Source organism: Bariatricus sp. SGI.154, assembly GCF_050313795.1.
Taxonomy (GTDB): Bacteria; Bacillota; Clostridia; order Lachnospirales; family Lachnospiraceae; genus CAMBRQ01.
This window is the reverse complement of record NZ_JBNPMC010000009.1, coordinates 1-26,084: the sequence shown is the minus strand read 5'-3', so window position 1 is coordinate 26,084 and position 26,084 is coordinate 1. Positions and strand designations below refer to the sequence as shown.

The following is a 26,084-nucleotide window of genomic DNA, read 5'->3' as shown; positions in this document are numbered from 1 at the left end:
TGTCAGTCTGCCCGCAGACTGATAGAAATTATTATAACAAATCGATGGGGAATATTCTATTGTAGATGTGACTATATTTTTATGTGTATTTTCGTTGATTTGTATTCTGTTCCTTCCTTAAAAAATATAGAAACCATACTAATATTACGATTCCTTTCAAGATACTGGAGATGGTAATGCTCCACCAGATCCCATTCAGACCAAGTACCGTCCGGGTAAGCAGCAGTGCCAAAGGGATTCTGGCAGCAGTAAATACAATGCTGACGATAGATGGCGGAACCGTCTTGCCATATCCGCAGAATGCTCCGGCGGTGGTGATCTCTACGCTCATGAAAAGTTGTGAGACTCCCAGTATCACCAGATAATCGATTCCCATAGGGAGCACATCGGCTTCCGTGATAAATATACGGAAGATTGGAGCCGGACAGAGCATCAGAAGCAGTGTGCAGACGACACCCCAGATCAGGACGATCCCCATAGCGGACAGATATCCTTTGCGGATTCTTTCGCGATATCCGGCACCGTGGTTCTGGGCGATAAAGGAATTCACCGCTGCGGCGAATCCATCTGCGGTCATCCAGGATATGGATTCAATCTGAGAGCCTACCTTCTGAACGGCAACTGCTGCATCTCCATAACTGGCAACAATCCGGGCAATGACCATAGATATCCCGGTGAAGATCATGCTCTGGATGGAAGTCGGAAGACCGATTCGGATGATGGATGCCAGATAGGAAGAGTCCGGCAGCCTGGCAATCTTCACATGCGGGAAGAGGGATTGATCTTTTGATGCATAATATAGGAACATCAGTGTAACGATAAACTGTGCGATTACGGTTGCAATCGCTGCCCCCATGACTTGAAGCCTTGGGAATGGTCCGATTCCAAATATAAGAACCGGATCAAGGATGATATTAACAATCAGTCCTGCAGTAGTAGCAAGAAATGCAGCCTTACTATTGCCAATTGCAGTAAAGATGCCTGTAAACATCTGATTCAAAAAAGAGAATATCACGAATCCACAGGTGATCTGCAGATAGATTCTTGCATCCGAGATAACATCCGCACTATTTAATTTGAAAAAATGAATCAAAGGTCCGGAGAAAAGAGCGCATATGATTCCAAATATCAGTCCCAGAGCGGCAGTTAGCTGCAGAGCATTGGCAGCGTATCTGGCAGCCTCTTCTGTGTGTCCCGCGCCTAAGGAATGCCCGACATTCACCTGTCCGCCCATCTTTGTAAGGGCAGATAAACCATTCGACAGCCACATATACATACCAGCGGCACCCACAGCAGCTACCGCGTTGCTGCCAAGCCTTCCGATCCAGATCATGTCTGTCAGGTTATAAGCCATCTGAATCAGCGAGGTTGCCATGATTGGAATCGCAAGCCTTGTCAGAGACGGCAGAACCGGACCATGTAATAAATCTATATTTTTCTGCATGATAATTTCCTCCCCCAAAAGAAAATTCGTAAAATATTTATAAGCCATGCATCAGATAGTATATCACAGAAAAATGGTAAAAAATAGGTGAAAAAGTATAGAAAAAATTGAAGAAAATGGTTGACACACGTGGTGCCGCATAATATAATTAAACAGTATGACAAAAGGAGAAACAGTAAGAAACCAAAGCCCCGGAGTCTTGCTGATTTCGATATATTTATCATGAAAATGTTAATGATTCACAGGAGGGAAACCAATGAAGACTTATATGGCGAATCCAGATAAGATTGAAAGAAAATGGTATGTAGTAGACGCTGCAGATTATACATTAGGACGTTTGGCGTCAGAAGTAGCTAAGGTTTTAAGAGGAAAGAACAAACCAGAGTTTACACCTCACGTTGATACAGGCGATTATGTAATCGTTGTAAATGCTGAAAAGGTTAAAGTAACAGGTAAGAAGATGAATCAGAAGATTTATTACAATCACTCTGATTATGTAGGAGGAATGAGAGAGACTACATTAGCAGAGATGATGGACAAGAAGCCTGAGAGAGTAATCGAACTTGCTGTAAAGGGAATGCTTCCAAAAGGACCTTTGGGAAGATCTATGATTAAGAAACTTCATGTATATGCTGGACCAGAGCATGAGCAGCAGGCTCAGAAGCCAGTTGAACTGAAATTTTAAGGAAAGGTTGAAAGGAGGAAATTACAGTGGCTAATGCAAAATTCTACGGAACAGGAAGAAGAAAAAAATCAATCGCAAGAGTATATTTGGTACCAGGAACAGGTAACATTACTATAAATAAAAGAGATATCGATGAGTATCTTGGCCTGGAGACATTAAAAGTTGTTGTTCGCCAGCCATTGGTTGCAACAGAGACAGATGGTAAATTCGATGTAATCGTTAATGTTAAGGGTGGCGGATACACAGGACAGGCAGGAGCAATCCGTCATGGTATCGCAAGAGCATTGCTTCAGGCAGATCCGGATTACAGACCGGTTCTTAAGAAAGCAGGATTCTTAACACGTGATCCACGTATGAAAGAACGTAAGAAATACGGTCTCAAAGCAGCTCGTAGAGCTCCACAGTTCAGCAAGCGATAATTCAAGCGAATATCACAAAAGAGCAAATTTCCCCGAAAACATCGAGTTTTCGGGGATTTCTTTATATTCCGATAAATCTATCAGACACCACAAAAACACACGAAATTTCAACGGTAACTAACAAATAACTAACAGGTAACTAACACGGAAAACCTTGTCTTGTGTAAGACATTGAAAGTCTTATGTAAGACACATTTTGCAATAAAAAAAGGACGAATCAATCGCCCTTTTCGTTGCAGTATTCAATAATACATGACCGGACATCCTTTTTCGTCCGGCAATGGCAGGAATGACCGTCCTTGAAAATGATGTCATATCCGTCGTGCATGTTTCCGGTGATTCCGGAAATCATTTCTCTGTTCTTTTCTGCAATCTGCATTGTATCAAATAAACCGCATTGGTCTTTTCTGACAAGGTCTTGCATGTACGCATTGACCGACATCCCTTTACTGGATGCAAGAGCCTTGATGATGTCTTTCATGCCTTTAGGTACAACGAGATTGATTCGTTCGTAATGCTCACGCCCGAAATTGTTTTTGTATTCAGTTCTATTCATGGCACACCTCTATATTTTGTTGATAGCGTCAATCAGTTCCTCAATTTCAAAATGTGTATATACGACCTCTGTCACACCCTGCCCTTTATGACCGACAATTTTCTTGATGACCTTGTCTGACACTCCGGCAACCGTCAACATGGAAATGCATGTGTGACGGGTATCGTGAGGGCGGTGTTTCATTCCGAGGGTCTCAATAAGTGGCGACCAGTACGAATCATAATAATTCCGGTATTTGAAATGTTCACCCTCCGGAGTAGAGAGGAGATATTCACAATCATTGAGGTTGTACCAGTATTCAAAGAACGGATAAACCTTTTCGGAGATTGGAGCAGTACGGATTCCGGCAGCAGTTTTCGAGGCGACAATCTTGAAATATCTTTCCTCAAGGTTCACATTTTCTTTCTTGAGGTCGAGGAGTTCGCCGATTCTGCATCCGCTATATATCAACATGAGGATGACAGTATAATATATATTTGAATCCTTGACATCCCATAATTTCGCAACCTCTGTTTTTGAGAACGGTTCACGGTTGTATGCGTTGGGATTGCCCGCCTTTTTAATGTCGAGGTATTCGACAAGGTTTCGTTCTTTTGGAATAATCTCATGAATCACAGCGTATCTGTACATCAGACCGAATAATATTTTTAATTTCCGGAGTGTAGGATAATTTTTGCAGGATTCATCAACGACCATTTGCAGGTGGTCGAGTTTTACATCAACAAAACGCATCCGTGCAAGTTTATCACATAACGCCCATGCTGCACGGTAGCCTTTGACGTTGGAATCACTGACAGTCGGAAAATGTTCATCAGACCATCGCTCATATACATCCTCGAATGTAACCTTTGCAGCGTTCACATCATAAGGATTTGCATTGAACTCCGCAAGTGCGGTCAATGCCTCTTTACGGGTCGGGTAATATCCGACGACCGTATATAATTGTTTTGATTTACCTGTTTTCGGGTCGATTTCCCATCCTTTTGTCTTTTTGGCGACATAAGGATTCCGGCGATTTCCCGATAATTTGTAAACCGTTCCGAATCCGTTCGGTAGTTTCATAAAATCACCATCCTAAAAAAGAGTATAAAAAATAAAACCAATGCAAAAAGCACGGTTTTATGATAGAATGGTATTTGAAGGAACATTCTGTCGGTGCTTTTTGCAGGAGCATGAAACGGAGGTTTCACAAAGGCGATCCACATTGCAGTGTGGGTCGTCTTTTTTATTGTGCATTATTCATTTGCACGGCGTTCTTTTGCGACTTTTCTATACTTGCGACCGATGACAACACATGCGACACCGACCACAACAGCAACTATTCCGGCAACCGGAACAGCAAGCAATAGAATCAATCCTAAAAGTGCAAGGACAGCACCGAGAACAATCATGAGGATTCCGCAAACACTGTATGTATTTGCAGAGTATTCCTTTTTCTGCGGTGCATTTGTTGAACTGGATGCAGTAGGATTTCCGTTTGCAGCCGTCAATCCTTTTGCAATGTCGGACACGCCGACGGTAGTTCTGTTATACACTGCGTTGTATGCTGCCTTTTTCGGGTCGTTGACGATTCCCATTCCCTTTTTACCATAAAGGGGATTGACCGCCTTTTTGACCTGTCGTTTGACTTTTCCTGTTGTTCTTGCCTTGATGCTTTTCTTGATGTTTGGCTTTCTGACACCGTATTTCATGAACACACCTCCATTTCTATAAAATCAACATTCTGTAAACTTTCCTCAAGAGAGGAGGTGAGCAGAATGAAAACCCTTGTGTGGGAAGTAAGAACCTCAAAAGGGTTTACATTGATGGAGTTATCGAAGAAATCCGGAATCGGAAAATCTACGATAAACAACATCGAAAACGGTAAGGTGTCACCGACATTGTTTCAACTTGAAATGATAGCGATTGCATTAGGCGTGAACATCACCGACCTGTTTGAATCCGAATACAAATAATTGTACCATAATGCAGCGGGATTCAGGCAACAAGAGGAACGATTTCCACAATTATGGAAATCAACCTCGATATTTCCACAATCATGGAAATATATGATACAATGCAATTCGGAAAGGGGGTGGTGTCTCCCTTGAATTACAAAGAGGCTATTGTCGAAATAGTCGGAAAGATACGAAACGAACGCATCCTCAAGAGGATATACAAATTCGTGTTGTATCTCTACACCCATGAGACTGGCAGTTGAAAGACTGTCAGTCTTTTTTATTCTTTTGTGCGAAATCTATCGCACTTTGCATTAAATGCTCAAGAGCATGGATGTCATCATCGCTCAATTCAAGCATAAACTTGAAAAGGTTTTTCCGTGCCTCATCCTCACCCGCCATGATGCGGTCAATGCGTTCGATGAAATCATCGTCCGTGTCAACGAACATCTCTCCGTCACCAGTAGTCAACCATATATAATCAACGCCGAACTCACGGCATATTGCCTTTATATTGGCATCAGTAACGGAGTTTTTTCCGTTTTCAATAAGACTGACGGCACTTTTTTTCAAACCGATACGCTCACCGAATTTATCAAGTGTAAGACCGAGCGATTTTCTAACTTCTTTTATACGCTCATTCTGTGTCATATAGATTCACCTCCTCTGTTTTATAAAGCATAACACCCATCGAAACAAAAATCAATAAAAAAGTTTATTCAACAAACAAAAAAGTGTTGACAAAGTTTGTTCAACAAAGTATGATGTTTATAGAACAAACAGAAAGCAGGAAGATGGGATGTGCGAGAAGTGAAAACGATGGTCAATCTGCCCCATTGAATGCCCCGATTGTGAAAAGGCGAACGGCTTGTGATGGAGAGTTCAACACTTATGCGGGGGAGCGAGATGACACAGCACTGTTGTTTTAGTAAATGAAACGTATAGGAGGCGAAAAGAAATGCCAAAACATGAAATTTCAAATGTAAGAACATGGGGAATGGGAACGATTGAGAAAAAAATCGCCTACAAGACGGAAGTTTTGGAATATCAAGAAATCAGAGTAAAAGCTGAATTTGAGGGCGACCCCGAACCGGAACAAATCAAGCAGATTTCAGAAGTTGTCGAAAAGGCAGCGAAAGAAATAGGGAAGATTGTGGAGGAGTGGTGATTCTCCTCCACGAGAATTATTTCAAAGTGCGAACGTGTTGTGCAAAATCTTGTGTTTCAACACATGCCTTGATAGCAGCTGCAAGCAGACACTCAAATTCTTCTTTTGATAAATCAGAAACTTTTGAGAATTTGATGTCGCTATTTTCAAATGCATTTGCAATCGCACTTTTGAAAGTATCATGGTAAACCGCCATGTTGTCACCTCCTGTCATTTTGGAATGGTCGCACATTTATTATATGGCAGGAGATGCAGCAGGACAAGGAAGAACAGGAGGTAAAACAGGATGACGAAACACATTAAAGTGAACAGCATATCAACAGCGTGGGAGGTAGCTGCAAGCATTTTCCCAACAGACTACCAAAAAGACGAGGAAAGCAGCAAAAGAGCAGGCTATCCGATTTATAAGACAACCTCAACAGACGAAATTTTTTCCGGATTCCACATTTCAGACCTCAATACTCGATTAGAGGTGAACATGGGAGCAGAAACGGTGACGATTTGGATTGAGGAGGATGCATTTGAAATTATAGTAAAAGGATTAACAGAGGATGAAAAAGAAAGCCTCAAAGAGGTGATTGACAAGGAAATCCGGAGAATCAAATACCGGAGACATAAGGCAGAAACCTCAAATCCCCGGTACGTGATAGACCTAAATTCATAGCAGATTAGAACTCATGTGAACAGCGGTTGCAATTTGCTCATTGAGTTCGGATTCGTTTTCGGGTGCATAGATATTGTCAAACTCGATGCACTCCGATGAATCAAAAGCACAAAGAGAGAGTTCTGCGGGAACAGGCTCTCCACCGTCGGAATCGTCAAGAGGTTCAAGAATGGAAAGTTGCACATATTGTTTTCCGGTGCGACGAGCATCTTGAACGAGGGAACGGAGTTCCGAAATGCTAACAATGATTGAATCTCTCATGAAATCACCTCCTTGTAATGATTATACAATGCAGGGCGGAAAATAAAAGCCGAAACGGGGCAGCAGTCGCCCTGTCAGTGTCCGGATGGCAACCGACACTCTGACGATGGCAAGCCGAAAGACATCGTGCAGCGATACCGTGGGAAACATGGCAGCGGTCGCACCTGCTAGAAAGTGCGTGGATGGTCAACAGGTTTTCCGTGATTTTTTTAAGGTGAAAAGTCACAACACGGTAGACAACGCCGGAAAGCAGGTGGACGGGATGAAAAGACCGAGAGAACCACCAACAGGAGGAATCAAGATGGAAATAGGACGAATATTGCCGACAGAGGCAGCAGCAATACTCAATGTGTCACCGCAATTCGTGAGGGTAGCAATGCAACAAGGGAAACTCCCGATAGGAACGGCGGTGCAGATGTCCTCAATTTGGACGTATCACATTTCGGAAAAACTGCTTGCAGATTATTCCGGAAAAAACATAGAAAAAGAGATTGAGAGAATCAGAGGAGGTGTTGAGCATGACAAGAAATGAGAAAAAGGCAGTGATTGAGAATATGGCAGAGAGATTCATGAGCATTGACGACCTTGAGGGAAAATCAATGACAATCATGGTGATGTCTGCGTATGCAGAGGGTAAGGCAGCGGGAAAAGCAGAGGAGCGTCGCAGATGGGAACAGAAAGAGGCGGTTGCAGCCGTTTAATGAAAACGCCCCGTCATAACGGCGGGGCAGTACATAGCAGGAGCATGAGAGCAAAGAAAAAGGACAACCATTGCAGTGGTCGTCCTTGTATCGACTGATTGTGTCAGTCGCTAACTGATAGAAATATTATAGCAAATCTGACACAAAAAAGCAACTTGAAAAGAGACCGAAAAGGTCTATAAAATCAAGGGTTTTCGGAACTTTTATCGTCCTTGTAATAGATAATAACAAGTCTACGAAAACATAACAGGAGGTATGTGTCAGATGGCAAGAAAAAGAGGGATGCAATATATCCCGTATGACTATGAGACAGCATATAACAAAGCGATGGAGGACATGCATGAGTGGTTCATTGAGAACCTGTTCCAACATCGAAAGAAAGTTATATATGCACTGAAAGAGATAACAGCAGGAGACCAGTTTGAAATTGAGATATATCCGCAGTTCCGGAGCATGGATGAAGTACCTCCGGAGGGGAGGACAATCAAGAAAGACAACAACAAGGCTCAAAAGAATCTGAATGATAAGAATGCACGGAAATATGTTGAGAGGCTAATCAATGAGAATTTCAGCGACCGTGATATTTGGATGACATTGACCTATGATGACGAGCATCTACCACCGGACGGGGATGTGGATGCAGCAATCAAGAATGTGCAAAATTACATCCGACGCATCAACTATCAGAGAAAAAAGAGAGGTCTCCCGAATGCAAAATATGTCTATGTGACCGCATACAATCCGGATGCGGAAATCAGATGGCATCATCACATTGTCATGGATGGGGCGTTAGACATGGAGACGGTTGAATCCTGTTGGAAACAGTCAAGCAGGAATGAGGTTCGCCGATTACAGACAGACGAAAACGGTTTGTCCGGTATGGCAAATTACATCGTCGAGGAAAAGAACCGTGTTCCGTCGGAAAAGAGGTGGAACAGCTCACAGGGATTGAGAGACCCACGAATCAAGGTCGTTCATTCCAAACGTCCGGCAGCAGGAGGAAGTTATAAAAAAATAGGCTCATTCGTTGACAAGATGGTCAAGGACATGGATTCCATTCCGGAGATACTGAAAAAGTGGTATCCGGACATGGATTTCACGAATGCAAAAGTGTACTACAACGATTTTAATTGCATGTTTTACATACATGCACGAATGCGGAAAAGGAGGTCGACAGGTGAAAAGACGGATAAGACGGATAAGACGGGCATTGAAAAGAGCAGGTTTGTATGATGCGTTTCACATCACATTGATTGCGGTATTAATGACGGGATTTTGCGTGATATTGTTCAACGTCAAAGAACCGGAACAGCAGGAGAAAGAAACGGAGGAGATACAAGCGGAAGTGATGCAGAATCCGGAGACGATGACACAGACAACAGAGAACATCGAGGACAAATACAAGGTATTTGACACCATGTCCGAGGACTGGGGGAGCGATGACCTTGAGGGATTCGTGTTCTATGACCTGCCGGAGCAGTATGCAGACAAAGGCTATTTTCCGGAGAAAATGCAGATATACACAAGATGTCTATGCAAGCAATACGACGTTCCGTATGCCCTTGTATTGGCAATCATAGAGCAAGAATCCGGATATGAGTTCGACAAAACCGGAGACGGCGGGCAGTCAAAGGGATATATGCAGATATATGAGAAATGGCACACCGACCGGATGCAGAATCTAGGATGCACCGACCTCATGAACCCATATCAAAACGTGAGGGTCGGGATTGATTTCCTATCATACCTGCTCAAGAAATACGGCACGATTCAAGATACACTTGCAGCGTACAACTACGGTGAAAAAGGTGCAAGGGAATATTTGTGGAGCAACGGCGTGTATGTATATTCATACAACACGGCAATCATGCAGAGAATGAAAGAGATTGAGGAGGTGGTCGGGAAATGAGATTTGACTGGAAACCGGAATCAAAAGATAGATATTTCAGAAAAGCAGAGGCAGCAGTCAAGGCAGCGGGATTCGATGACATCCTGCGGGTAGACAGAGACCAGTTTTCCGTCATCAAAGGAACGGTCAAGGTACATTTCAAGCCGATTTCAAGAGATGGAAAAACACGCCGATGGTGGGAGGCAAAGAGAACGATTGAGAATATGCATGAAGTACCTCCGACAAAAGACCAGTTCGGCAGGAAACACAAGAGCATTTTCATTCACGCCTACATGATTTTAGAAATGGAGGAGCAGGACAGATGAAAATAAGAGAAGTCGCAGAGAGAATCGGACACATGTTCAAGGTCAAGGATTGCAGACATTTATGTCTGACATGCGAATATTACGAAATATGCAAAAGAGAGGTGAATGCGGATGAACATGAAATACGCAATGAGAAGTGAGGACACAGAGCAAATCAATGTCGTGTCGTGGGCGAATTGGAACATGAACCGTTATCCGGAATTGAGATGGTTGTTCCATGTACCAAACGGAGGTAGCAGGAACAGAGCAGAGGCAGTCAAATTCAAACAGATGGGTGTCAAGTCGGGAGTGTCTGATTTATGCCTGCCATTTCCGAGGGGGATGTACTGCGGATTATTTATCGAAATGAAATTCGGAGACAACAGGCAGCAGGACACACAAAAAGAGTTTCTTGCAGATATGGCAGAGGCAGGACATTTCGTTGCGACATGCTATTCGGCAGAGGAGGCAATCAAGGTCATTGAGGAATATCTGAAACTTACGGGATTCGAGCAGTATGACATTTTCGAGGAAACAGAAAAGACAGTCATGAGCATCCCGAACAACAGCATCCTCAAGGATGGAAAGATAAAACAGGGGAGGAGAGGAAAGTGAGACTTGAGGAATTATTGAGAACACTGCAAAACCCCGACCTTTTGAGGATATTCAAGGACAAGACAGAAGTGTTCACGGGTTATCTTGCAGGACTGGCATTGAGAAACGGAACGGAGTTCGGAGGAGAACTGTTCGACAAGTACAAAGACGAGACAGTCAAATCATTCAGATGCGTTCCGGAGATTACACACAAGAGATGGAAAGAATTGAACCTCATGCAGCCACTACGACCGGAGGAAACGACGGATTTCAGTTTCAGCGATTTGCAAATGAAATTGTATTACACGATTTACATTTAAGGAGGCAGAGGGATGATTGCATTGATTGTGTTAGGAATCGCAGTGATGACAATGTCAGTGTTTGCAGTTACGGCATTGATTTTGTTTGTGGCAGCAGTCGTGTTCGATATAGTCACAAAACACATGAAATAAAAAACAAGAGTACCAGGAGGGAAAACACAAAATGAAAATCAGAGTTTTAAGTTTATTCGACGGAATAAGCGTCGGAATGTTAGCACTAAAGAGAGCGGGGTTTGAGGTAGAAAGATACTACGCATCAGAAATCAAAGCAAAAGCAATGAAATGCAGTTTTAACAACTGGGGAGATTCGATTGAACAAATAGGGGATGTGAGAAATGTTGACGGCAGAAAATACGATGTCGACATCCTCATAGGAGGTTCGCCATGTCAGAATTTCAGCAGAGCGAGAACGTCACATTGCAATGTTATTGACGGGCTGGCGGGGGAACAGAGTTCTCTTTTCTTTGAATATTTGAGAATACTGAAAGAGAATAGACCGAAATATTTCTTTCTTGAAAACGTATGGATGCCAGTTGATGACCAAAAAATCATCAATCGTCTTTTGGGAGTTGAACCGATTCGAGCGAACAGCAGTCTTGTTTCCTACCAACAACGAGACCGTTTGTATTGGACTAATATTCCGGGAATCGAATTGCCGGAAGATAGACACATAAATTTTCAAGACTACAAGGACACTGACGAGGAATATTGCGACAGATTCATGGTAAAAAGAACGCCGAGCAGAGAGAGGATGTGGGGCGACGGAAACGGCGAGTGTCCGAACGTAACCAACAGAGAAAAAATAAACTGCATCACATTAAAACAAGACAGATGGAAAAACTCCGGACTTGTAGAGTACAAGGATTTTTGCAGATATTTAACAACAAGAGAACTGGAAATCGGGCAGACGTTACCAGTTGGCTACACTGCAGGATTGACAAAAAATGAAGCAGAGGACGTAATCGGAGATGCGTGGACTGCGGACATGATAGCACACTTTTTTGGTTATCTAAAAAAGGACATGGAAAAAACGGCAGGAGAACAGGAGGAAACAACATGAAAATTATTGCAGTAATGTCACCAAAGGGAGGAATCGGGAAAACAACGACATCCGATTCAATCGCCTATATGTTGGGCGAGGAATACGAAAAGAGGGTACTTGTATTAGACGGAGACCCACAGGGAGATACATCAAAGACATTCGGAGCATACGAACCGGACGGAATAGGAATGAGTGAACTGCTTGAGAAACACGAGTGCGTCGGCGGTACATACAAAACAGGTGATTTAATTAGACCGACAGAGTATTCACACATTGACATCATTCCGGCGAATGGTTATCTCATGAAAACAGACATGAATCTGCTGCTCAAGCAGGAGGAAAATCAAGTCACAAGATTGCGTGAGGCACTGGAAGAGGTAGCGGATGCATACGATTATTGCATTTGTGATTGTGGTCGTCTGCTTGACATGGTGGTCATCAATATTCTTTTATCGGCAGAATTAGTCATAGCACCCGTGAAAGTGGGAGGATATGAAATCGAGGCACTACAAAACCTTGAGGAGCAGATTGAGGATTTGAGAGACATCAATCCAGATTTGAGAATCAAGGCACTCATGACAATGCGACAGAAAAACAAGACATCTCTTGAGGTTGAGGAGTGGTTGAAAACGGAATCCGGATTTGACATGTTTGTTACACCGATTCGTCGTTCAATCATTGCAGAAAAGTCAACAACGGCAATGATGCCACTCCCGAAATTTTCAAAGAGAGGAATTGTGTCTCAAGATTATAGATGCGTGGTTCATGAGATTATCAAGGAAATGGAGGGATGAAAATGTCAGCATATTGCAGATGGTATGAAAAAGACATGGAGAACCTGTCAGAGCATGAACAGCAGCAGTGTGAAGAAAAAGGACAGAATTGTTGCAAGTGTCCGGATTTAATAGTGAAAGACAAAAAGGAGGAATCAGAATGGGAAACATCGTAAAAACAGCACAATGTCGTTTCTGCGGTCAGATGGTGCAGATTGAAAGCGACGAGGAATTGACAAAGCCACAGGCAGAGGAACAGGCAACAATGACATGTAACTGCACGGAGGCGGTAGAGTATCAGAAAGAGAGGCAGAGAAAAGAAAAAGCGATGATGAATGTATCTGCCTTGTTTGGAGAGAACGCAGCACCGGACAAGAGATGCGGTGAGGGCATCGTGAACATCTTAAAGGCAGCAGTCGAGGAGATTTACACCGGAGGACTTGCAAAAGTCACATTGAACCTCCGAGGGGGGGTCAAAGCATCAATTTCACAGAATGCAAAGGGTGAAATCAACGTCGAGCGTACAGAGACAAAGAAACAGAAACTCACAGAGTAATGACAGGAGGTTGAACAGATGGCAGCAGGATTCAGCGTGAAAGACGCACTCAACAAGAACAGCAAAGCGGGGATTGATGAATCTCCGAGAGCAAGATTCCGGACAAAGGACATCTCAATTTTCAAGATGTACCGGAATGATATGAATTTTTACAGTGTAGAGCAGATTGAGGAACTGGCAGGAGACATCCTCATGTATGGATTGAAACAGAATCTCGAACTTGTATATGCACCGTGCGAAAAGGGAGAATATAGAATCGTGGCAGGTGAAAGACGGTGGGAGGCTCTCAAGTATCTCGTATCAAAGGGATATAAAGAATTTGAACTTGCGACCAGTAAATTGACGACACCGCAGGATAACGACGAGGAGCAGGTTGAAATCATAATTGCGAACGCATACCGTACAAAGACAACCTCCGACATGATTGAGGAGGAAACACGCCTCAAGGCATCTCTTGAGCGTATGAAAGCAGCAGGGAAGAAAATCAAGGGATATGACCTGCAATCCGGACGATTGAGAGAGGTGATTTCCTCAATGCTGCATGTGAGCAAAACAAAGATTGCACAAATTGAGGCAGTCAACAACAATCTGATTCCGGAATGGAAAGAGGAACTCAAGGGAGAACGCCTCACATTTTCCGCAGCTTATGAATTGAGCGGTATGACAGCAGACGAGCAGCGGGAGGCACTGGGGAAATTCACAGAGACCGGAGAACTCACACACAAAGATGTGAAAGACATGAAAGCAGAAAAGGCAGCAGGACAGCAGGTGTCAGAATCCGACACAGAGACAGAAATCGGCATGAACCCGCCGGAAGTGAGAGCGGGCGACGACTACGAGACACCGCATCCGGAGGGAATCACATCAATCTGTTATTCCTGCACCGAATATGAGACATGCAACGTCAAAACCGGAACATGCACCTCATGCGACAAGTACAAGAACCGTACAGAGGCATACAAGACCGACGAGCAGAGATATTCAGAGGAGCAGGATGCAATCGACCGTGAGACAAAGAAAAAACTCCGTGAGATGGAGCAGGAGGAGAAGATGCAGAAACTCCCGTCAACAGCACCGGAGGAAATAAAGACAATCAGAGTGTCACAGGACAAATTCGAGGAATACACGGGAGAATATAGAAAACCGTACATGATAACAAAAGACGACGGATTCAAGGTCGGAAATGTCGTCAAATTAGTAGTATTTGCAGCAGGCAAAGCAACCGGAGAGACGGCAGACATGAGAATCACATGCAAAGACGATGACATCACATGCAGCGGACTGTCAGACGGTTGGTGCGTTATCGGTTTAGGCGAGGCATAGAGGAGACAGAATGAGTTATAAACAGAGACACCCGTATTTGATGCAGATTGTATATATAATCAAATACAGATTGAAGAATTGGAGGTAAAAATCAATGAATGACATCAAAAGAGGCGAAATGTTATATATCAGCAGAGGGGGGCATCCTACAACGGGAGCGAACAGCACTCCGACCGTCCGGCGGTAGTTGTGAGCAACAACAAGAACAATGAGAACAGCAATGTTATTGAAATCGTATATATGACGACACAACCGAAAACAGACCTCCCGACACATGTGACAGTGAGGTCAACAGGGAGAATCAGCACAGTATTGTGTGAGCAGGTCTATTCGGTATCAACGGAGCGTGTAGGAACATACATCGGAGAGTGTACAGACAAGGAAATGGAGAACATCGACATTGCTCTCATGATTTCCTTGCAGCTTGACGGCAACATGAAAACCTCAAAGAAATACAATGAGACAATAAAAGAGCAGCAGGAGGAAATCGACAGTCTCAAGAAAGAAATTGAGATGTTGCAGCAGGAGCATGAGGACACAATCGCAGAGATTGAACAGGATGCAGCAGTCTATGTCGAGGAAAATAAGAAGATTGAAAACATGACACAGACAGAGGATGCAATCAGATTACAGACAGAAAGAGACACATACAAGACCATGTATGAACAGTTACTCAACAGATTAGTGAATGGAGGAGCAGCATGAACAAAAGCGAGTTAAAGGCAATATTTATCAATGCAAAGGCAACGGATGCGAAATACATCGGAGTGAGCATCCAAACAGAGGGCAGCAGTCAACCGGAAATCATCATCAATCCGAATGCGAATTTTGATGCGAAATTTGACTACTACATGGAGGCATACGATGACGATTTGATTCTGATTGCAGCAAAGGGCAAAAAGGACATCAGAATCACGGCAGCAGGGCAGGGAAACAGTTTCGAGGACATCGAGTGTCAGTTGATTGGAGAGCAGGGCAAAGGTTGGAGAGAACTCATTGCAGTAGCAATCGACAAAGCCTATGAGAATATGATTGCGAACACGCCTACAACAACGGAGGAGGAACGGACACACTGCGAAATGATAAAAGAGGCAGTCAAGGGAATGTTCATCAACGAAAGCCGGACAGCAGCAGAGGCAGAGTTCATCAAGACGCACATTGTCGACTATGAGAAAATATTCGATGTCTGCATGAACGGTGATGACCTTGAGTTCAAAAAAGGACTTGTCAGATTGCAGAAAATGCAAAATGAATATGTCATGCAGCGGGAAAATGACTGATAGAGAAAAAGAGGCGTTCATCGGCGGGATAGAATTTGCGAGAGACTGGAATCTCGACATCCAGCCGGATGATTTGCGTTTATACGAGAGATTGATTCAAGAAAGGACGGAAAAAGAGAATGAACAAAGTCATATTGATGGGTAGGCTCACAAGAGACCCGAATGTCAGATATACACAGCAGAACAGTTCACAGGAATCCATGTGCGTGGCACGTTATACACTGGCAGTCGACCGCAGAGGTGCAAGAGACGGGCAGCAGTCAGCGGATTTCATATCATGCGTCGCATTCGGTAAAAATGGCGAATTTGCAGAGAAGTATTTGAAACAGGGAACGAAAATTGCTGCAACGGGCAGGATTCAGACAGGTTCATACACCAACAGAGACGGTCAAAAGGTATATACGACCGAGGTTGTGATTGAGGAACAGGAATTTGCAGAAAGCAAGAGGGCAGCAGGAGAACAGGAACAAAATGCGGATTATTCGGATGCAGGAGACGGATTCATGAATATACCGGACGGAGTTGACGATGAACTCCCTTTTTCATAAGCAAAAAGGAGGAGTGTGATAACATGGGAATCATAAAAAGAATAATTGAGAGATTTCGAGCATCCGGAAAAACAGAAAATGAGATTTCGAGCATTATTGAGGAGGCAGCAGATAAAGCATCGGTAAACAGAGACGCATTGAAGAAAAAAGAATATAAAAAACCGGAAATAACGGTCACAACATCGGCAGAGGAGTTCGTCGAGGCAGTCATGCGAATGGGTGTAACTATGGAACAGGTAAAAACGGCGATTTTGAAAATGAACAGTTTACAAAATGCGGAAAATCGCAAAAACACGAATAACTGGCGTAAAATGCACGGTCTGCCTATGAGAAGAAAGCAGAAAGTGAGGAAAAAGCATGAAAGAGGAAAAAGAGCAGACGGTCATTGACAAAACACTGCTATATCTTGAAAATTATCGTGAAATGGAGCGGTATATCAAAGAGGCAGTGTCAGAGACCTCTCAAATTCCGGATATAGGAAAATATAACATATCAGCAGAGCAGGCGTTCCTGCAATCAGTCAGAGAGTGCCGTGCAGAGACGGTGATTCTATTTGAACACTTGAAAAAGGCTCTTGCATCACTGAAAGAGGATGCAGAGGCAGCAGGAGAGGGGTACAAATACGAGGCACTTGAGGCGGTGTATATAAAGGGAATGTCATATGAGGATATAGTGAGGGAGACAGGATGCGGAAGAAACTCACCTAAAAAGTGGTGCAGAGTGATGATTCAACGCTTGTCAATCAAATTATTCGGTGCAAAAGCGATTGAAAATGATAAAAATGGAGTGAAAACAGGGTGAAATGAGGGTGAAAATGGGGGTAAAAAGTGGGTGAACAAAAGACAAAATAAACGTGATAATATGTTAGCGTGAACAGTTGAGACGAGCGATTGCAGATATGCAGTCGCTTTTTTCTTGCCTGTTTGCCCTCCTGTTATATGCGGGTGGGATATACACAGCAATGTGCATTACTGCCCGCCTCTTGTGGATAACACAGCAGGAGAACACAGCAAGAGAGGAGAACACAGATGCTATTGAAATCATGCAGGTGTGGGAAGTTGATTCCGCAGTCAATGAAGATGTGCGAGGAATGTGAACAACGGCAGCAGTCGAGACACATGATATATAACAACACACGGCGAGACGAGAGAGCAGCAGAGTTCTATGTATCAAAGGAATGGCGGGCGATGCGAGAGCGTATCATTGAGGTCTATGACAACGTAGATATATACGCATTATATGTCGAGCATGAGTTGCTCACATGCAATCCGGTTCACCATATCGTTGAACTTGAGGACGACTGGGAACAGCGTTTGAATCCGCTCAACCTCATACCTCTCAACCATAAGACACACAACACAATCACTGCTTTATACAAGCAGAGCAAAGCAAGTATGAGAGCAACACAAAAACAGTTGAGGTCACTGATTGAGTACCACTTTCGAGAGGCAGGGGGATATAAAAAAGTTTTGTGCGATTCGTTTTTAGTCGCACCCCCTCTTTTCTTTGGAGAAAACTCCCCACGAGAATTTCAGTAGATGGGTACATCCGAAAGAGGTGTCAGAATGTGACACAAAAATACTGAAATGCTGACGGAAAGGAGGTTTGTTGCATCATGGCAGGACAAAGACAACCCACAGATTTGGTTGTTATGAACGGGCGAAAACACCTCACAAAAGCAGAAATTGAGGCACGAAAAAACGCCGAGGTCGTAGCACCGTGTGACAAAGTGAGACCTCCGTCATATTTAACACCGGAACAAAAGAAACAGTTCCGGAAGATTGCGAAAGAATTACTCGAAATCAAACTGATTTCAAATCTTGATTGCGATGCACTGGCAAGGTTACTCATAGCACAGACACAATACATCGAAATCACAGAGCAAATCAGAAACACTCCATTGATGGAGGATGTTCCAATATATGAGACGAGAGAAAATCCGGACACAGGAGAAAAGGAACGTGTGCAGGTCGGTACAAGACAGGTCGTGTCCGGTGAAAGAGAACGCCTCATGATTATTCAAGACCGCTGCATGAAACAGTGTAGACAGGGAGCATCAGATTTCGGACTAACAGTCTCCTCAAGATGCCGTTTGGTTGTACCGAAACCACAGCAGCAAAAGCCGGAGAATAAATTTGCGAAATATGCAAATTAAGGCATGGCGAAAGCAGGAGAAACACAAGACCGCTGCACACAATACGCCCTTGATGTCGTATCGGGCAAGATAACAGCCGGAGAATATGTCCGTCTTGCGTGTCAGAGACATCTTGACGACATTGAAAAATCAAAAGCAGCACCGTACAAATACTATTTCGACGTTGAAAAGTCGGAGGAAATAATCAATTTTGCAGAGGAGTTGACCATTGCAGAGGGTGAGGAAAATGAGCATGTGACGGCATATCCGTTCCAGTGTTTTATTTTAGGGTCACTCAATGGATGGAGAACAAAGGAAAAGTCATATAGACGTTTTAGAACATCCTATGTGCAATTAGGTAGACAGAACGGAAAATCGTTCATCAATGGTATTCTTGCGTGTTATTATGGCAATTTTGACGGGTACAAGTACGGAAAAATCTTTTGTACGGCTACAAAGCAAGACCAAGCGAACATTGTTTTTGACGAGGTTGCAAAATTCATCAACTCTGACGAGGATTTGTCAGAATGGTTCAAGGTACATGACCACAACCACACGATTGATTGTCTGTTGACACATTCAGAAATCAAAGCGTTGTCCGGTGATACAAAGTCACTCGACGGACATCGTGCATATTTGGGAATTGTCGACGAGTATCACGCACACAAAACAAATCAGATGTACAAGTTGCTTGAGGGTGGTATCAAGAAACTCAAGTCGGCGTTGATATCGGTCATCACGACAGCGGGATTCGACCTCAAGTCGCCGTGTTACAAGTTATATGAGTATTGCTGCAATCTACTCAAGGGCGTTTTCGAGAACGACAGTCAATTTGTGTATATCGCACAGATGGACGAACACGATGACAGATACACGCCGGAGAATTGGATAAAAGCAAACCCGATTCTTGAATTTGACAGGGATGCACTTGAAAATCTGATACCGATTGCACACACTGCCCGGGACATGGGCGGTGAGGACTTGAGAGATTTTCTTGTCAAGCAGCTCAACATGTGGATGCAGTGGTCAAATTCATTGTACATCAAGGACATTGCATCATGGAAAGCATGTGCAGTTTTGAAATCACTCAAGGATTTCAGAGGGTCAAAGTGCTATGTCGGCGTTGACTTGTCATCCGGAGGAGACTTGACATCAATCGCAATCGTGATTCCGTTCATGGTGGAGGACACGAAAAAATATTTTATTCACACACATTCGTTCATCCCGTCCTCAAGGGTGGATGAACACATCAAGACTGACAAAGTACCATACGACGTATGGATTGAAAAAGGTCTTGTGACGGTAACGGAAACACTGGGAGGAATCAAGACAGATTACAAATACATCATCAGATACCTTGAGGATTTAGTGAGGGAATACAACCTCAAACCGCAGTTGATTTGTTACGACCCGCACAACGCATCGGCGTTCCTGTCAGACCTTGAGGCGATGGGATTCGATTCAATCTCTGTCACACAGACAGCAAAAGAATTGAACGATGCGACAGTTGATTTCAGACTTGAGATTCTTGCGGGCAATGTGGAGATTGAGGGAATGGAAGTCGGAAAAGAGGGCAACAAGATAGTTGTTCCGGTTGACAGCCTGCTTGTTTGGTCGATTGCGAATGCAAAGACCATTTCAAACAATTACGGTGAAATAAAGATTGACAAAGACATCACGACAGAACGAATCGACCCGATTGACGCTATCATCGACGCATGGAAACACGCAATGAAAGAGGAATACCGTCAGGATGTGAACGAAACTGTCAATGAATGGCTTGAGCAATATGAAAAATACATGAAGAAAGGCGGTGAGAAATAAATGAATCCGTTTCAGAGATTGGGAGTAAAAATTTCAAATTGGTGGAGAGGCGAACCACAGAACGACGGAGGGAAAATGACATTGAACTCACCGTCGCTCCTTGAGCGAATAGGATTGAAAAGAAAAGGGAAACCGACATCAGAGGTCACATATTTCACTTGTCTCAAGATGCTGTCGGAGACCCTTGCGAAAATGCCTATCAAATATTATCAGAAAACGGACAAGGGCATCATCGAGGCAGAGGCGACGGACACATCGAAACTGTTATCAAAGAGACCGAATCCGTTTATGACACCAACAACATTTTGGAACACGGTTGAAATCAACCGAAACCATTACGGGAACGCCTATGTGTATATGAGAAAAAAGTTTGACCGAAAAAAATTCGGCGGTGAAATCAAAATCGTTGATTTGTGGGTCATGCAGTCAAATTGTGTGCAGATAGTCGTTGACGATGCAGGGATATTCGCAGGAGTGGGGCGTTTGTGGTACGTCTACACAGACCCGACATCCGGTCGTCAATATGTGTTCAGTACGGACGAGGTGATGCATTTCAAAACATCATTCAGTTTCGATGGAATCACAGGACTACCAGTGCAGCAGATTTTGAGAGACACGGTTGCAGGTGCATCCGAATCACAGGCGTTCATGAATAACTTGTATGAGAGCGGTCTGACAGCAAAAGCAACACTCGAATACACGGGAGAGTTGAACGAAAAGGCAAAAGAGGCACTTGTCAAATCGTTTGAGGAGTTCGGCAGCGGGGCAAAGAATACAGGAAAAATTCTGCCTGTTCCGTTAGGAATGAAACTCACGCCCCTTGACATCAAACTGACTGATTCACAGTTCTTTGAACTGAAAAAATATAATGCCCTGCAAATCGCCGGAGCGTTCGGAGTGAAACCGAATCAAATCAACGACTATTCAAAGTCGTCATATAGTAACAGCGAAATGCAGCAGTTATCGTTCTACGTTGACACAGAACTGTTCATCATCAAGCAGTATGAGGAGGAAATCAATTTCAAAATGCTGCCGGATGAAGATGCAGACGACGGATATTATTACAAATTCAACGAAAAAGTATTATTCCGAACTGATTCAAAAACACAGATGGAATATTTGAGAAACGGTGTAGGTGGAATGATTATCAAACCGAATGAGGCAAGACGTAAACTCGACATGGAAGATGCGGAGGGAGGCGATGTCCTACTTGCGAACGGTAGCATCGTACCGTTGACGATGGCGGGTGCAGCATATTTGAAAGGCGGATCCGAACAGGAGAACGCCGATGAACCGGAACAGCCGGAGGAAGAAACAGAGCCGGACACAGAGCAGCCGGACACAGCAACAGAACCGGACGAAACCGACGAGGCAGAGGACGAGGATGAACAGGAGGGAGGTGAATAATAATGCCAAAAAAGAGACGTTTTGATTTTACAAAGAAAAATAAACGCAGCGGGAAAGTTGAAAATGTCGGCTATTTGGATTTAGAACAGGACGAGGAGCAGAGCAGATGTTCCTTGTATTTCTACGGTGACATTGTATCAGCGACATGGGAATCTATGTGGTACGAGGAGGACAGATGTCCGCAGGACATCGCAGATTTCCTAAACCAGTTAGATGGATATGAGGACATTGACATCTATTTCAATTCCGGAGGTGGAGACGTATTTGCAGGACTGGCAATATACAACCAGTTAAAGCGATACGACGGACACAAAGTCGGATATGTCGACGGTATGGCAGCATCTATCGCATCAGTCATCATGTTTGCATGTGATGAACTGCATTTTGCAACAGGTGCTCAAGCAATGATTCACAAACCGTTATGCATGGCATACGGAAACGCAGACGATTTCAAGGCGGTTATAAAGCAGTTGAATCTTTGCGAGGATTCAATTCTTGATGTCTACATGGAACATGTGCAGGAGGGTGTCACAAGAGACAAAATTCAATCTCTCATGAGCAATGAGACATGGTTCGACAGTAAGAGGATGCAGCAGTATTTCGATGTTGAAATCGAGGAAAAGGCAGCAGTTGCAGCATGTGCATCCGACTTTTTCGAGAAATACAACAATATTCCGGAGACACTCAAAGGAATCGACACAAAGAACATCGTCGATGCGGTGATTGCAGAACTTGAGAATCGGAGCAACGCAGCAGCAGAGGCAGAAAAACAGAGAATCGAGGCAGAAAAGCAGGAGATTCTAAAAGATTTATACCTTTATGGTATGTAAGAAATGGAGGAAAGAAAGCATGAATAAGGAATTACAGAAGTTACTAAAGCAGATTAACGACAAGAAAAACGAGGTCAAGAGCCTTGTGAACGATGGAAAACTCGACAAGGCAAAGGCAGCAAAGGAGGAACTCAAGGAGTTACAGAACAGATTTGACCTCCTCTATGATTTGGACGAGGATGAACAGGACAACATCGAGGACAAATTCAACAACGGAACTGCAAAGCGGGTCGGTGGTGATGTAAAACCGGACAAAAAGAACATCGTGAAATCATTCGTCAACATTGTCAAAGCCGGATTCCTGCACAAAAAGGCAGACGAGGCAGACATTGCAGTGTATAACGCTGCAATCACATCCGACACATCTGACAAAGGAGAGGGAGAGGTCGGAATCGGAGTTACAATTCCGGAGGACATCAGAACGGACATCATTGAACTGCGTCGTTCAGCCGACAACCTTGAGCAGTATGTCAATGTTGAGGGAGTAACAACCAAGACAGGAACACGAAACATTGAGGTTGATGCAGATTCTACACCGTTCGACAACGTGGAGGAGGCTGCGGATTTTCCGGAGATGGACGAGCCGACATTTGTACAGGTTGAGTACAAAATCAAGAAAAAGGGTGGAATCCTCAAGATGACCGCCGAACTGCTTGAGGACACAGCAGCCAATATCATGGCGTACATCAACAAGTGGATTGCTAAAAAGACAAAGGCAACCCGTAACGCAATGATTCTCAAGACACTTGATGCGATGACAAAGGGAAAAGAGGTAACAATCGAGAATCTCGACAGCCTCAAGGATGTATTCAATGAGGATTTAGACCCTGCAATCGCAGCGGGAGCGGTTGTCATCACTAATCAGAGCGGTTTCAACTATCTCGACAAGTTAAAGGATAAGGACGGCAACTATATTTTGCAGAAAGACCCGACACAGCAGACAAAGGGAAAACTGCTTTTTGGTGAATATCCTATCATCAAGTTATCAAAGAAAACTCTTGCATCCGAGAAGATTATGAACAGCGACGGTCACACAATCGACGGGTACAAGCATCCTGTATATTGTGGCGACTTAAAAGAGGCAATCACACTCTTTGACAGAAATGTCCTCACAATCGACCTCAATGACAAGGGAACAGGTTTATGGGATAAGGACTTGACAGGTCTCAAGGTTCGTGACCGTTTCGATGTGCAGCCTGTTGACAAGGCAGCAGTCATCAAGGGTCAGATTACAGAAGTTATCAACGGGTAATATGGCAGCAGGGCGGTGAATCCGTCCTGCTAATTGAAAGCAGGTGAGAACATGACGGATGAAGAAAAAGAGAAGTACAGAGGCGGTCTGATTGCTACATGCAAGACATATTGTCACATCGACTATGATGACGACATCGAAATCCTTGAATTGATGCTTGACACGACACTGGATGAAATGACGGAACTGATTCCGAATTTCGACCGGAACAACCTCACAAGCCGTCAAAAACTGCTTGCATTCATGTCCGTGAAAGAACTGTACGACAACCGTGACAAGTACCGGAGCGACACAAAAACGCTCTCTGCTGCCGTTTCCTCCATGCTATTGAAAGAAATATACGGAGGTGCAGCAGAATGACAGGCAGAATCAAGATAATTCGCAAGACAGCAAGCGTCGTTGACGGCAGACGACAGCAGGAGGAACAGGAATTTTTCTCATGTTGGTGCGATGTCAAGAGTTTGGGAACAAACGAGAAATACAATGCGTTGCAGATAGGTCTTGAGAACACGATTGTGTTTGAAACGAGAGCCTGCGACAAGATGGAGGAAATCAGATTGAATCTGAAAGAGTTCTATGCAGTATATAAAGGCGTTGAGTTCAAGATATATGATGCGTGTCCGATGTTTGTCGATGACAGAAAATATCAGTTGAAATGCAGAGCGGGAGCGTAGTGTCATAATCTGACACCGGAGGTGATGCAATGAAAATTGAGATGGATTTTCAAGGATTGAAAGAACTTATGAAAGCGTTCGAGGACGCAGCAAGCGACGAGGATATAAAAGAGGTCAATCAAAAGATTGTCAAACAAAGTGAACCAGTCGTGAAAAACATCATGTCCGGAAAGATTCCAAAATCAGCGGACATCAAATTGTCCGGTAGAGGTTTCGGTTCAAAGTCATCCGTGACATCACACGCAGCAGACAGCATACCAATAGGAGCAGTCAAGATGAAAGACACAGGAGCGACAGCAGATGTCGGATGGGAAAAGTCGGACAATAGCGAACACTTTTATGTGAAATTCATAAACTGGGGAACTATCTATCAACCGCCTCAAGAATTTATTTACGCAACAGGGCGTGAGGCAGATGCGGAACTGCAAAAAATCGCAGAACAGGAATATCAATCCTATTTAGACAACACATTGAAATGAGGTGAGAGCATGAGCAGCAGTCCGGACATCATCAAAGATGCATCCGACGCATTGAAACCTATATCAGACAGAGGGATCACTGTGATGCAAGGATGGTATGACAAAGACATCCATGACAGACATGTGACATTGTGGGATTTGGGAGAAAATGACGAGAATTTTTCGGACGACGATGCAGAGGGAGTGACGCTGTCAGTGCAGGTCACTATATTTTCAGAAAGTGACGAGGTTGAACTGGCAAGGGAAATCAAGTCAATCATGAAAGAAAATGATTTTTCGTTTGAGGGCAGGAACGGAGACGATTCCAAGCCGGAGGACGGAATCTATATGAAAGCACAAAGATTTTCAAAGTTTTATGAAATGGAGGAATAGACATGAGCGAAACAGTAACACAGGTTAGCGAGACAGAACAGAAGATTGTCAGAAGTAGAACATGCGGTTGTAGAGATTTTTACATCGCAAAACTCACACAGAATGATGCAACGGGGTATGTAGCAGGTACACCCGTAAAACTGGCAAGAGCAATCAAGGCGAAAATCGATGAAAAATGGAGTTCGGAGAAAATCTACTCTGACGACGGAACAGAGGAGGTCATCAATTCATATGAGGGAACTGAAATCGAACTTGAGGTCAACGCCCTTGCACCACAGGACAGACAGATTCTTTTCGGTCAGTTGTACGAAAATGGTTTCCTTGTAAAGACGGCAGATGACAAAGCACCGGAGGTCGCTGTAGGATGGAGAGAAAGAAAACTCAACGGAAAGTATGATTTCAAATGGTTGTACGCCGGAAAGTTTGCAGAGGGAATCAGCGAGGAGGCAAGCACAAAAGAGGGAAAATTGTCTCCGACAACAAAGAGCGTCAAGGGTTCATTCTATGAGAGAAGTCTTGACAATGCATATGAGATTTCTGTTGATGAATCAAACCTTGTAACAGAAGATACAAAGGCAGCAGAGGCAATCAAGAATTGGTTCGGCAAAGTGCAGGAGAAAAACGGCGGTTTAGGCTAATAAGAGGATA

At 43.8% G+C, this 26,084-nt stretch carries 42 protein-coding genes; 35 read left to right on the top strand and 7 right to left on the bottom strand.

Annotated elements, in window-relative coordinates; genetic code table 11:
* Positions 1–79 precede the first annotated feature (79 nt).
* Entirely contained in the window at positions 80–1,444 is a 1,365-nt protein-coding gene (locus ACQRBN_RS06155) for an MATE family efflux transporter (protein ID WP_427738106.1), read from the bottom strand.
* A 256-nt stretch (positions 1,445–1,700) separates the two neighbouring features.
* Here ACQRBN_RS06155 and rplM point away from each other — a divergent pair, with 256 nt between their 5' ends.
* Complete coding sequence (gene rplM, locus ACQRBN_RS06150) at positions 1,701–2,129, top strand: 50S ribosomal protein L13 (protein ID WP_427738105.1); 429 nt, start codon at positions 1,701–1,703, stop codon at positions 2,127–2,129.
* A 26-nt stretch (positions 2,130–2,155) separates the two neighbouring features.
* On the top strand, positions 2,156–2,548 hold the full coding sequence (gene rpsI / locus ACQRBN_RS06145) for a 30S ribosomal protein S9 (protein ID WP_427738104.1): 393 nt from the start codon (positions 2,156–2,158) through the stop codon (positions 2,546–2,548).
* 217 nt (positions 2,549–2,765) lie between these two features.
* Here rpsI and ACQRBN_RS06140 read toward each other — a convergent pair whose 3' ends face one another.
* From ACQRBN_RS06140 to ACQRBN_RS06130, 3 genes are all read right to left on the bottom strand, one after another.
* Positions 2,766–3,104, bottom strand: a complete 339-nt coding sequence (locus tag ACQRBN_RS06140; RefSeq protein WP_022164639.1) for a hypothetical protein — start codon at positions 3,102–3,104, stop codon at positions 2,766–2,768.
* Positions 3,105–3,113: 9 nt separating this feature from the next.
* Positions 3,114–4,166: a tyrosine-type recombinase/integrase gene (locus ACQRBN_RS06135; protein WP_427738103.1), complete on the bottom strand. Its 1,053-nt coding sequence runs from the start codon at positions 4,164–4,166 to the stop codon at positions 3,114–3,116.
* Positions 4,167–4,339: 173 nt separating this feature from the next.
* Entirely contained in the window at positions 4,340–4,795 is a 456-nt protein-coding gene (locus ACQRBN_RS06130; RefSeq protein WP_427738102.1) for a hypothetical protein, read from the bottom strand.
* A gap of 66 nt (positions 4,796–4,861) precedes the next feature.
* Here ACQRBN_RS06130 and ACQRBN_RS06125 point away from each other — a divergent pair, with 66 nt between their 5' ends.
* Entirely contained in the window at positions 4,862–5,059 is a 198-nt protein-coding gene (locus ACQRBN_RS06125; RefSeq protein WP_427738101.1) for a helix-turn-helix domain-containing protein, read from the top strand.
* 252 nt (positions 5,060–5,311) lie between these two features.
* Here ACQRBN_RS06125 and ACQRBN_RS06120 read toward each other — a convergent pair whose 3' ends face one another.
* Positions 5,312–5,692, bottom strand: coding sequence for a helix-turn-helix domain-containing protein (locus tag ACQRBN_RS06120; RefSeq protein WP_427738100.1), 381 nt, complete (start codon positions 5,690–5,692; stop codon positions 5,312–5,314).
* A gap of 307 nt (positions 5,693–5,999) precedes the next feature.
* On the opposite strand from ACQRBN_RS06120, the gene ACQRBN_RS06115 reads away from it, so the two are divergent.
* Entirely contained in the window at positions 6,000–6,209 is a 210-nt protein-coding gene (locus ACQRBN_RS06115; protein WP_427738099.1) for a hypothetical protein, read from the top strand.
* 16 nt (positions 6,210–6,225) lie between these two features.
* Here the strand turns inward: ACQRBN_RS06115 and ACQRBN_RS06110 are convergent, their stop codons facing one another.
* Positions 6,226–6,405 (bottom strand): hypothetical protein, encoded by a 180-nt coding sequence (locus ACQRBN_RS06110; protein ID WP_427738098.1) that lies wholly within the window; start codon positions 6,403–6,405, stop codon positions 6,226–6,228.
* A 90-nt stretch (positions 6,406–6,495) separates the two neighbouring features.
* On the opposite strand from ACQRBN_RS06110, the gene ACQRBN_RS06105 reads away from it, so the two are divergent.
* A complete protein-coding gene (locus ACQRBN_RS06105; RefSeq protein WP_427738097.1) occupies positions 6,496–6,873 on the top strand; it encodes a hypothetical protein in 378 nt (125 codons plus the stop codon).
* Here ACQRBN_RS06105 and ACQRBN_RS06100 read toward each other — a convergent pair.
* A complete protein-coding gene (locus ACQRBN_RS06100; RefSeq protein WP_004605243.1) occupies positions 6,868–7,134 on the bottom strand; it encodes a hypothetical protein in 267 nt (88 codons plus the stop codon). The two genes, ACQRBN_RS06105 and ACQRBN_RS06100, sit on opposite strands and share 6 nt — an antisense overlap.
* Positions 7,135–7,219: 85 nt before the next feature.
* Here ACQRBN_RS06100 and ACQRBN_RS06095 point away from each other — a divergent pair, with 85 nt between their 5' ends.
* The 30 genes from ACQRBN_RS06095 (at position 7,220) to ACQRBN_RS05950 (ending at position 26,074) form a co-directional block, all read left to right on the top strand.
* Positions 7,220–7,666: a hypothetical protein gene (locus ACQRBN_RS06095; protein WP_427738096.1), complete on the top strand. Its 447-nt coding sequence runs from the start codon at positions 7,220–7,222 to the stop codon at positions 7,664–7,666.
* A complete protein-coding gene (locus ACQRBN_RS06090; RefSeq protein WP_427738095.1) occupies positions 7,653–7,835 on the top strand; it encodes a hypothetical protein in 183 nt (60 codons plus the stop codon). Before ACQRBN_RS06095 ends, ACQRBN_RS06090 begins: the two co-directional genes overlap by 14 nt.
* Positions 7,836–8,099: 264 nt before the next feature.
* Positions 8,100–9,068 carry a rolling circle replication-associated protein gene (locus ACQRBN_RS06085; RefSeq protein WP_427738094.1) on the top strand — a complete coding sequence of 323 codons (969 nt, stop codon included), beginning with the start codon at positions 8,100–8,102 and terminating at the stop codon, positions 9,066–9,068.
* On the top strand, positions 9,013–9,744 hold the full coding sequence (locus tag ACQRBN_RS06080; RefSeq protein WP_427738093.1) for a transglycosylase SLT domain-containing protein: 732 nt from the start codon (positions 9,013–9,015) through the stop codon (positions 9,742–9,744). Before ACQRBN_RS06085 ends, ACQRBN_RS06080 begins: the two co-directional genes overlap by 56 nt.
* Entirely contained in the window at positions 9,741–10,049 is a 309-nt protein-coding gene (locus ACQRBN_RS06075) for a hypothetical protein (RefSeq protein WP_427738092.1), read from the top strand. The genes ACQRBN_RS06080 and ACQRBN_RS06075 overlap by 4 nt, the downstream gene beginning before the upstream one ends.
* Positions 10,046–10,189: a hypothetical protein gene (locus ACQRBN_RS06070; RefSeq protein WP_427738091.1), complete on the top strand. Its 144-nt coding sequence runs from the start codon at positions 10,046–10,048 to the stop codon at positions 10,187–10,189. Before ACQRBN_RS06075 ends, ACQRBN_RS06070 begins: the two co-directional genes overlap by 4 nt.
* The gene (locus tag ACQRBN_RS06065) at positions 10,161–10,643 is read left to right on the top strand and encodes a VRR-NUC domain-containing protein (RefSeq protein WP_427738090.1); all 483 of its coding nucleotides are present in this window, start codon (positions 10,161–10,163) and stop codon (positions 10,641–10,643) included. The genes ACQRBN_RS06070 and ACQRBN_RS06065 overlap by 29 nt, the downstream gene beginning before the upstream one ends.
* Positions 10,640–10,942 (top strand): hypothetical protein, encoded by a 303-nt coding sequence (locus ACQRBN_RS06060; RefSeq protein WP_427738089.1) that lies wholly within the window; start codon positions 10,640–10,642, stop codon positions 10,940–10,942. Before ACQRBN_RS06065 ends, ACQRBN_RS06060 begins: the two co-directional genes overlap by 4 nt.
* A 163-nt stretch (positions 10,943–11,105) precedes the next feature.
* Positions 11,106–12,002 (top strand): DNA cytosine methyltransferase, encoded by an 897-nt coding sequence (locus ACQRBN_RS06055; RefSeq protein ID WP_427738088.1) that lies wholly within the window; start codon positions 11,106–11,108, stop codon positions 12,000–12,002.
* Positions 11,999–12,778 (top strand): ParA family protein, encoded by a 780-nt coding sequence (locus ACQRBN_RS06050; RefSeq protein ID WP_427738087.1) that lies wholly within the window; start codon positions 11,999–12,001, stop codon positions 12,776–12,778. The genes ACQRBN_RS06055 and ACQRBN_RS06050 overlap by 4 nt, the downstream gene beginning before the upstream one ends.
* Before the next feature lie 2 nt (positions 12,779–12,780).
* Positions 12,781–12,933, top strand: coding sequence for a hypothetical protein (locus ACQRBN_RS06045; protein ID WP_427738086.1), 153 nt, complete (start codon positions 12,781–12,783; stop codon positions 12,931–12,933).
* Positions 12,918–13,313 (top strand): hypothetical protein, encoded by a 396-nt coding sequence (locus ACQRBN_RS06040; protein WP_427738085.1) that lies wholly within the window; start codon positions 12,918–12,920, stop codon positions 13,311–13,313. Before ACQRBN_RS06045 ends, ACQRBN_RS06040 begins: the two co-directional genes overlap by 16 nt.
* A gap of 18 nt (positions 13,314–13,331) precedes the next feature.
* On the top strand, positions 13,332–14,636 hold the full coding sequence (locus ACQRBN_RS06035; RefSeq protein WP_427738084.1) for a ParB/RepB/Spo0J family partition protein: 1,305 nt from the start codon (positions 13,332–13,334) through the stop codon (positions 14,634–14,636).
* Between the two features lie 189 nt (positions 14,637–14,825).
* Complete coding sequence (locus ACQRBN_RS06030; RefSeq protein WP_427738083.1) at positions 14,826–15,341, top strand: type II toxin-antitoxin system PemK/MazF family toxin; 516 nt, start codon at positions 14,826–14,828, stop codon at positions 15,339–15,341.
* A complete protein-coding gene (locus ACQRBN_RS06025) occupies positions 15,338–15,916 on the top strand; it encodes a hypothetical protein (protein WP_427738081.1) in 579 nt (192 codons plus the stop codon). The genes ACQRBN_RS06030 and ACQRBN_RS06025 overlap by 4 nt, the downstream gene beginning before the upstream one ends.
* Positions 15,909–16,061, top strand: coding sequence for a hypothetical protein (locus tag ACQRBN_RS06020; RefSeq protein ID WP_427738080.1), 153 nt, complete (start codon positions 15,909–15,911; stop codon positions 16,059–16,061). The genes ACQRBN_RS06025 and ACQRBN_RS06020 overlap by 8 nt, the downstream gene beginning before the upstream one ends.
* The gene (locus tag ACQRBN_RS06015; protein WP_427738079.1) at positions 16,036–16,464 is read left to right on the top strand and encodes a single-stranded DNA-binding protein; all 429 of its coding nucleotides are present in this window, start codon (positions 16,036–16,038) and stop codon (positions 16,462–16,464) included. Before ACQRBN_RS06020 ends, ACQRBN_RS06015 begins: the two co-directional genes overlap by 26 nt.
* A gap of 23 nt (positions 16,465–16,487) precedes the next feature.
* Entirely contained in the window at positions 16,488–16,853 is a 366-nt protein-coding gene (locus tag ACQRBN_RS06010; protein WP_427738078.1) for a hypothetical protein, read from the top strand.
* Positions 16,822–17,265 carry a hypothetical protein gene (locus tag ACQRBN_RS06005; RefSeq protein WP_427738077.1) on the top strand — a complete coding sequence of 148 codons (444 nt, stop codon included), beginning with the start codon at positions 16,822–16,824 and terminating at the stop codon, positions 17,263–17,265. Before ACQRBN_RS06010 ends, ACQRBN_RS06005 begins: the two co-directional genes overlap by 32 nt.
* Before the next feature lie 227 nt (positions 17,266–17,492).
* The gene (locus ACQRBN_RS06000) at positions 17,493–18,002 is read left to right on the top strand and encodes a hypothetical protein (RefSeq protein ID WP_427738076.1); all 510 of its coding nucleotides are present in this window, start codon (positions 17,493–17,495) and stop codon (positions 18,000–18,002) included.
* 77 nt (positions 18,003–18,079) lie between these two features.
* Entirely contained in the window at positions 18,080–18,619 is a 540-nt protein-coding gene (locus tag ACQRBN_RS05995; RefSeq protein WP_427738075.1) for a phage terminase small subunit P27 family, read from the top strand.
* Between the two features lie 3 nt (positions 18,620–18,622).
* The gene (locus tag ACQRBN_RS05990) at positions 18,623–20,422 is read left to right on the top strand and encodes a terminase large subunit (protein ID WP_427738074.1); all 1,800 of its coding nucleotides are present in this window, start codon (positions 18,623–18,625) and stop codon (positions 20,420–20,422) included.
* A 75-nt stretch (positions 20,423–20,497) separates the two neighbouring features.
* The gene (locus tag ACQRBN_RS05985; RefSeq protein ID WP_427738073.1) at positions 20,498–21,829 is read left to right on the top strand and encodes a phage portal protein; all 1,332 of its coding nucleotides are present in this window, start codon (positions 20,498–20,500) and stop codon (positions 21,827–21,829) included.
* A 2-nt stretch (positions 21,830–21,831) separates the two neighbouring features.
* Positions 21,832–22,659, top strand: coding sequence for a head maturation protease, ClpP-related (locus tag ACQRBN_RS05980; RefSeq protein WP_427738072.1), 828 nt, complete (start codon positions 21,832–21,834; stop codon positions 22,657–22,659).
* A gap of 19 nt (positions 22,660–22,678) precedes the next feature.
* A complete protein-coding gene (locus ACQRBN_RS05975; protein ID WP_427738071.1) occupies positions 22,679–23,911 on the top strand; it encodes a phage major capsid protein in 1,233 nt (410 codons plus the stop codon).
* Positions 23,912–23,962: 51 nt separating this feature from the next.
* Positions 23,963–24,271, top strand: a complete 309-nt coding sequence (locus ACQRBN_RS05970) for a head-tail connector protein (RefSeq protein WP_173899388.1) — start codon at positions 23,963–23,965, stop codon at positions 24,269–24,271.
* The gene (locus tag ACQRBN_RS05965; protein ID WP_427738070.1) at positions 24,268–24,585 is read left to right on the top strand and encodes a phage head closure protein; all 318 of its coding nucleotides are present in this window, start codon (positions 24,268–24,270) and stop codon (positions 24,583–24,585) included. Before ACQRBN_RS05970 ends, ACQRBN_RS05965 begins: the two co-directional genes overlap by 4 nt.
* A 29-nt stretch (positions 24,586–24,614) precedes the next feature.
* Complete coding sequence (locus ACQRBN_RS05960) at positions 24,615–25,064, top strand: HK97-gp10 family putative phage morphogenesis protein (protein ID WP_427738069.1); 450 nt, start codon at positions 24,615–24,617, stop codon at positions 25,062–25,064.
* A gap of 9 nt (positions 25,065–25,073) precedes the next feature.
* Complete coding sequence (locus tag ACQRBN_RS05955; protein ID WP_117800697.1) at positions 25,074–25,436, top strand: hypothetical protein; 363 nt, start codon at positions 25,074–25,076, stop codon at positions 25,434–25,436.
* A gap of 2 nt (positions 25,437–25,438) precedes the next feature.
* Entirely contained in the window at positions 25,439–26,074 is a 636-nt protein-coding gene (locus tag ACQRBN_RS05950; RefSeq protein WP_427738068.1) for a major tail protein, read from the top strand.
* The last annotated feature ends 10 nt before the right edge of the window (positions 26,075–26,084 follow it).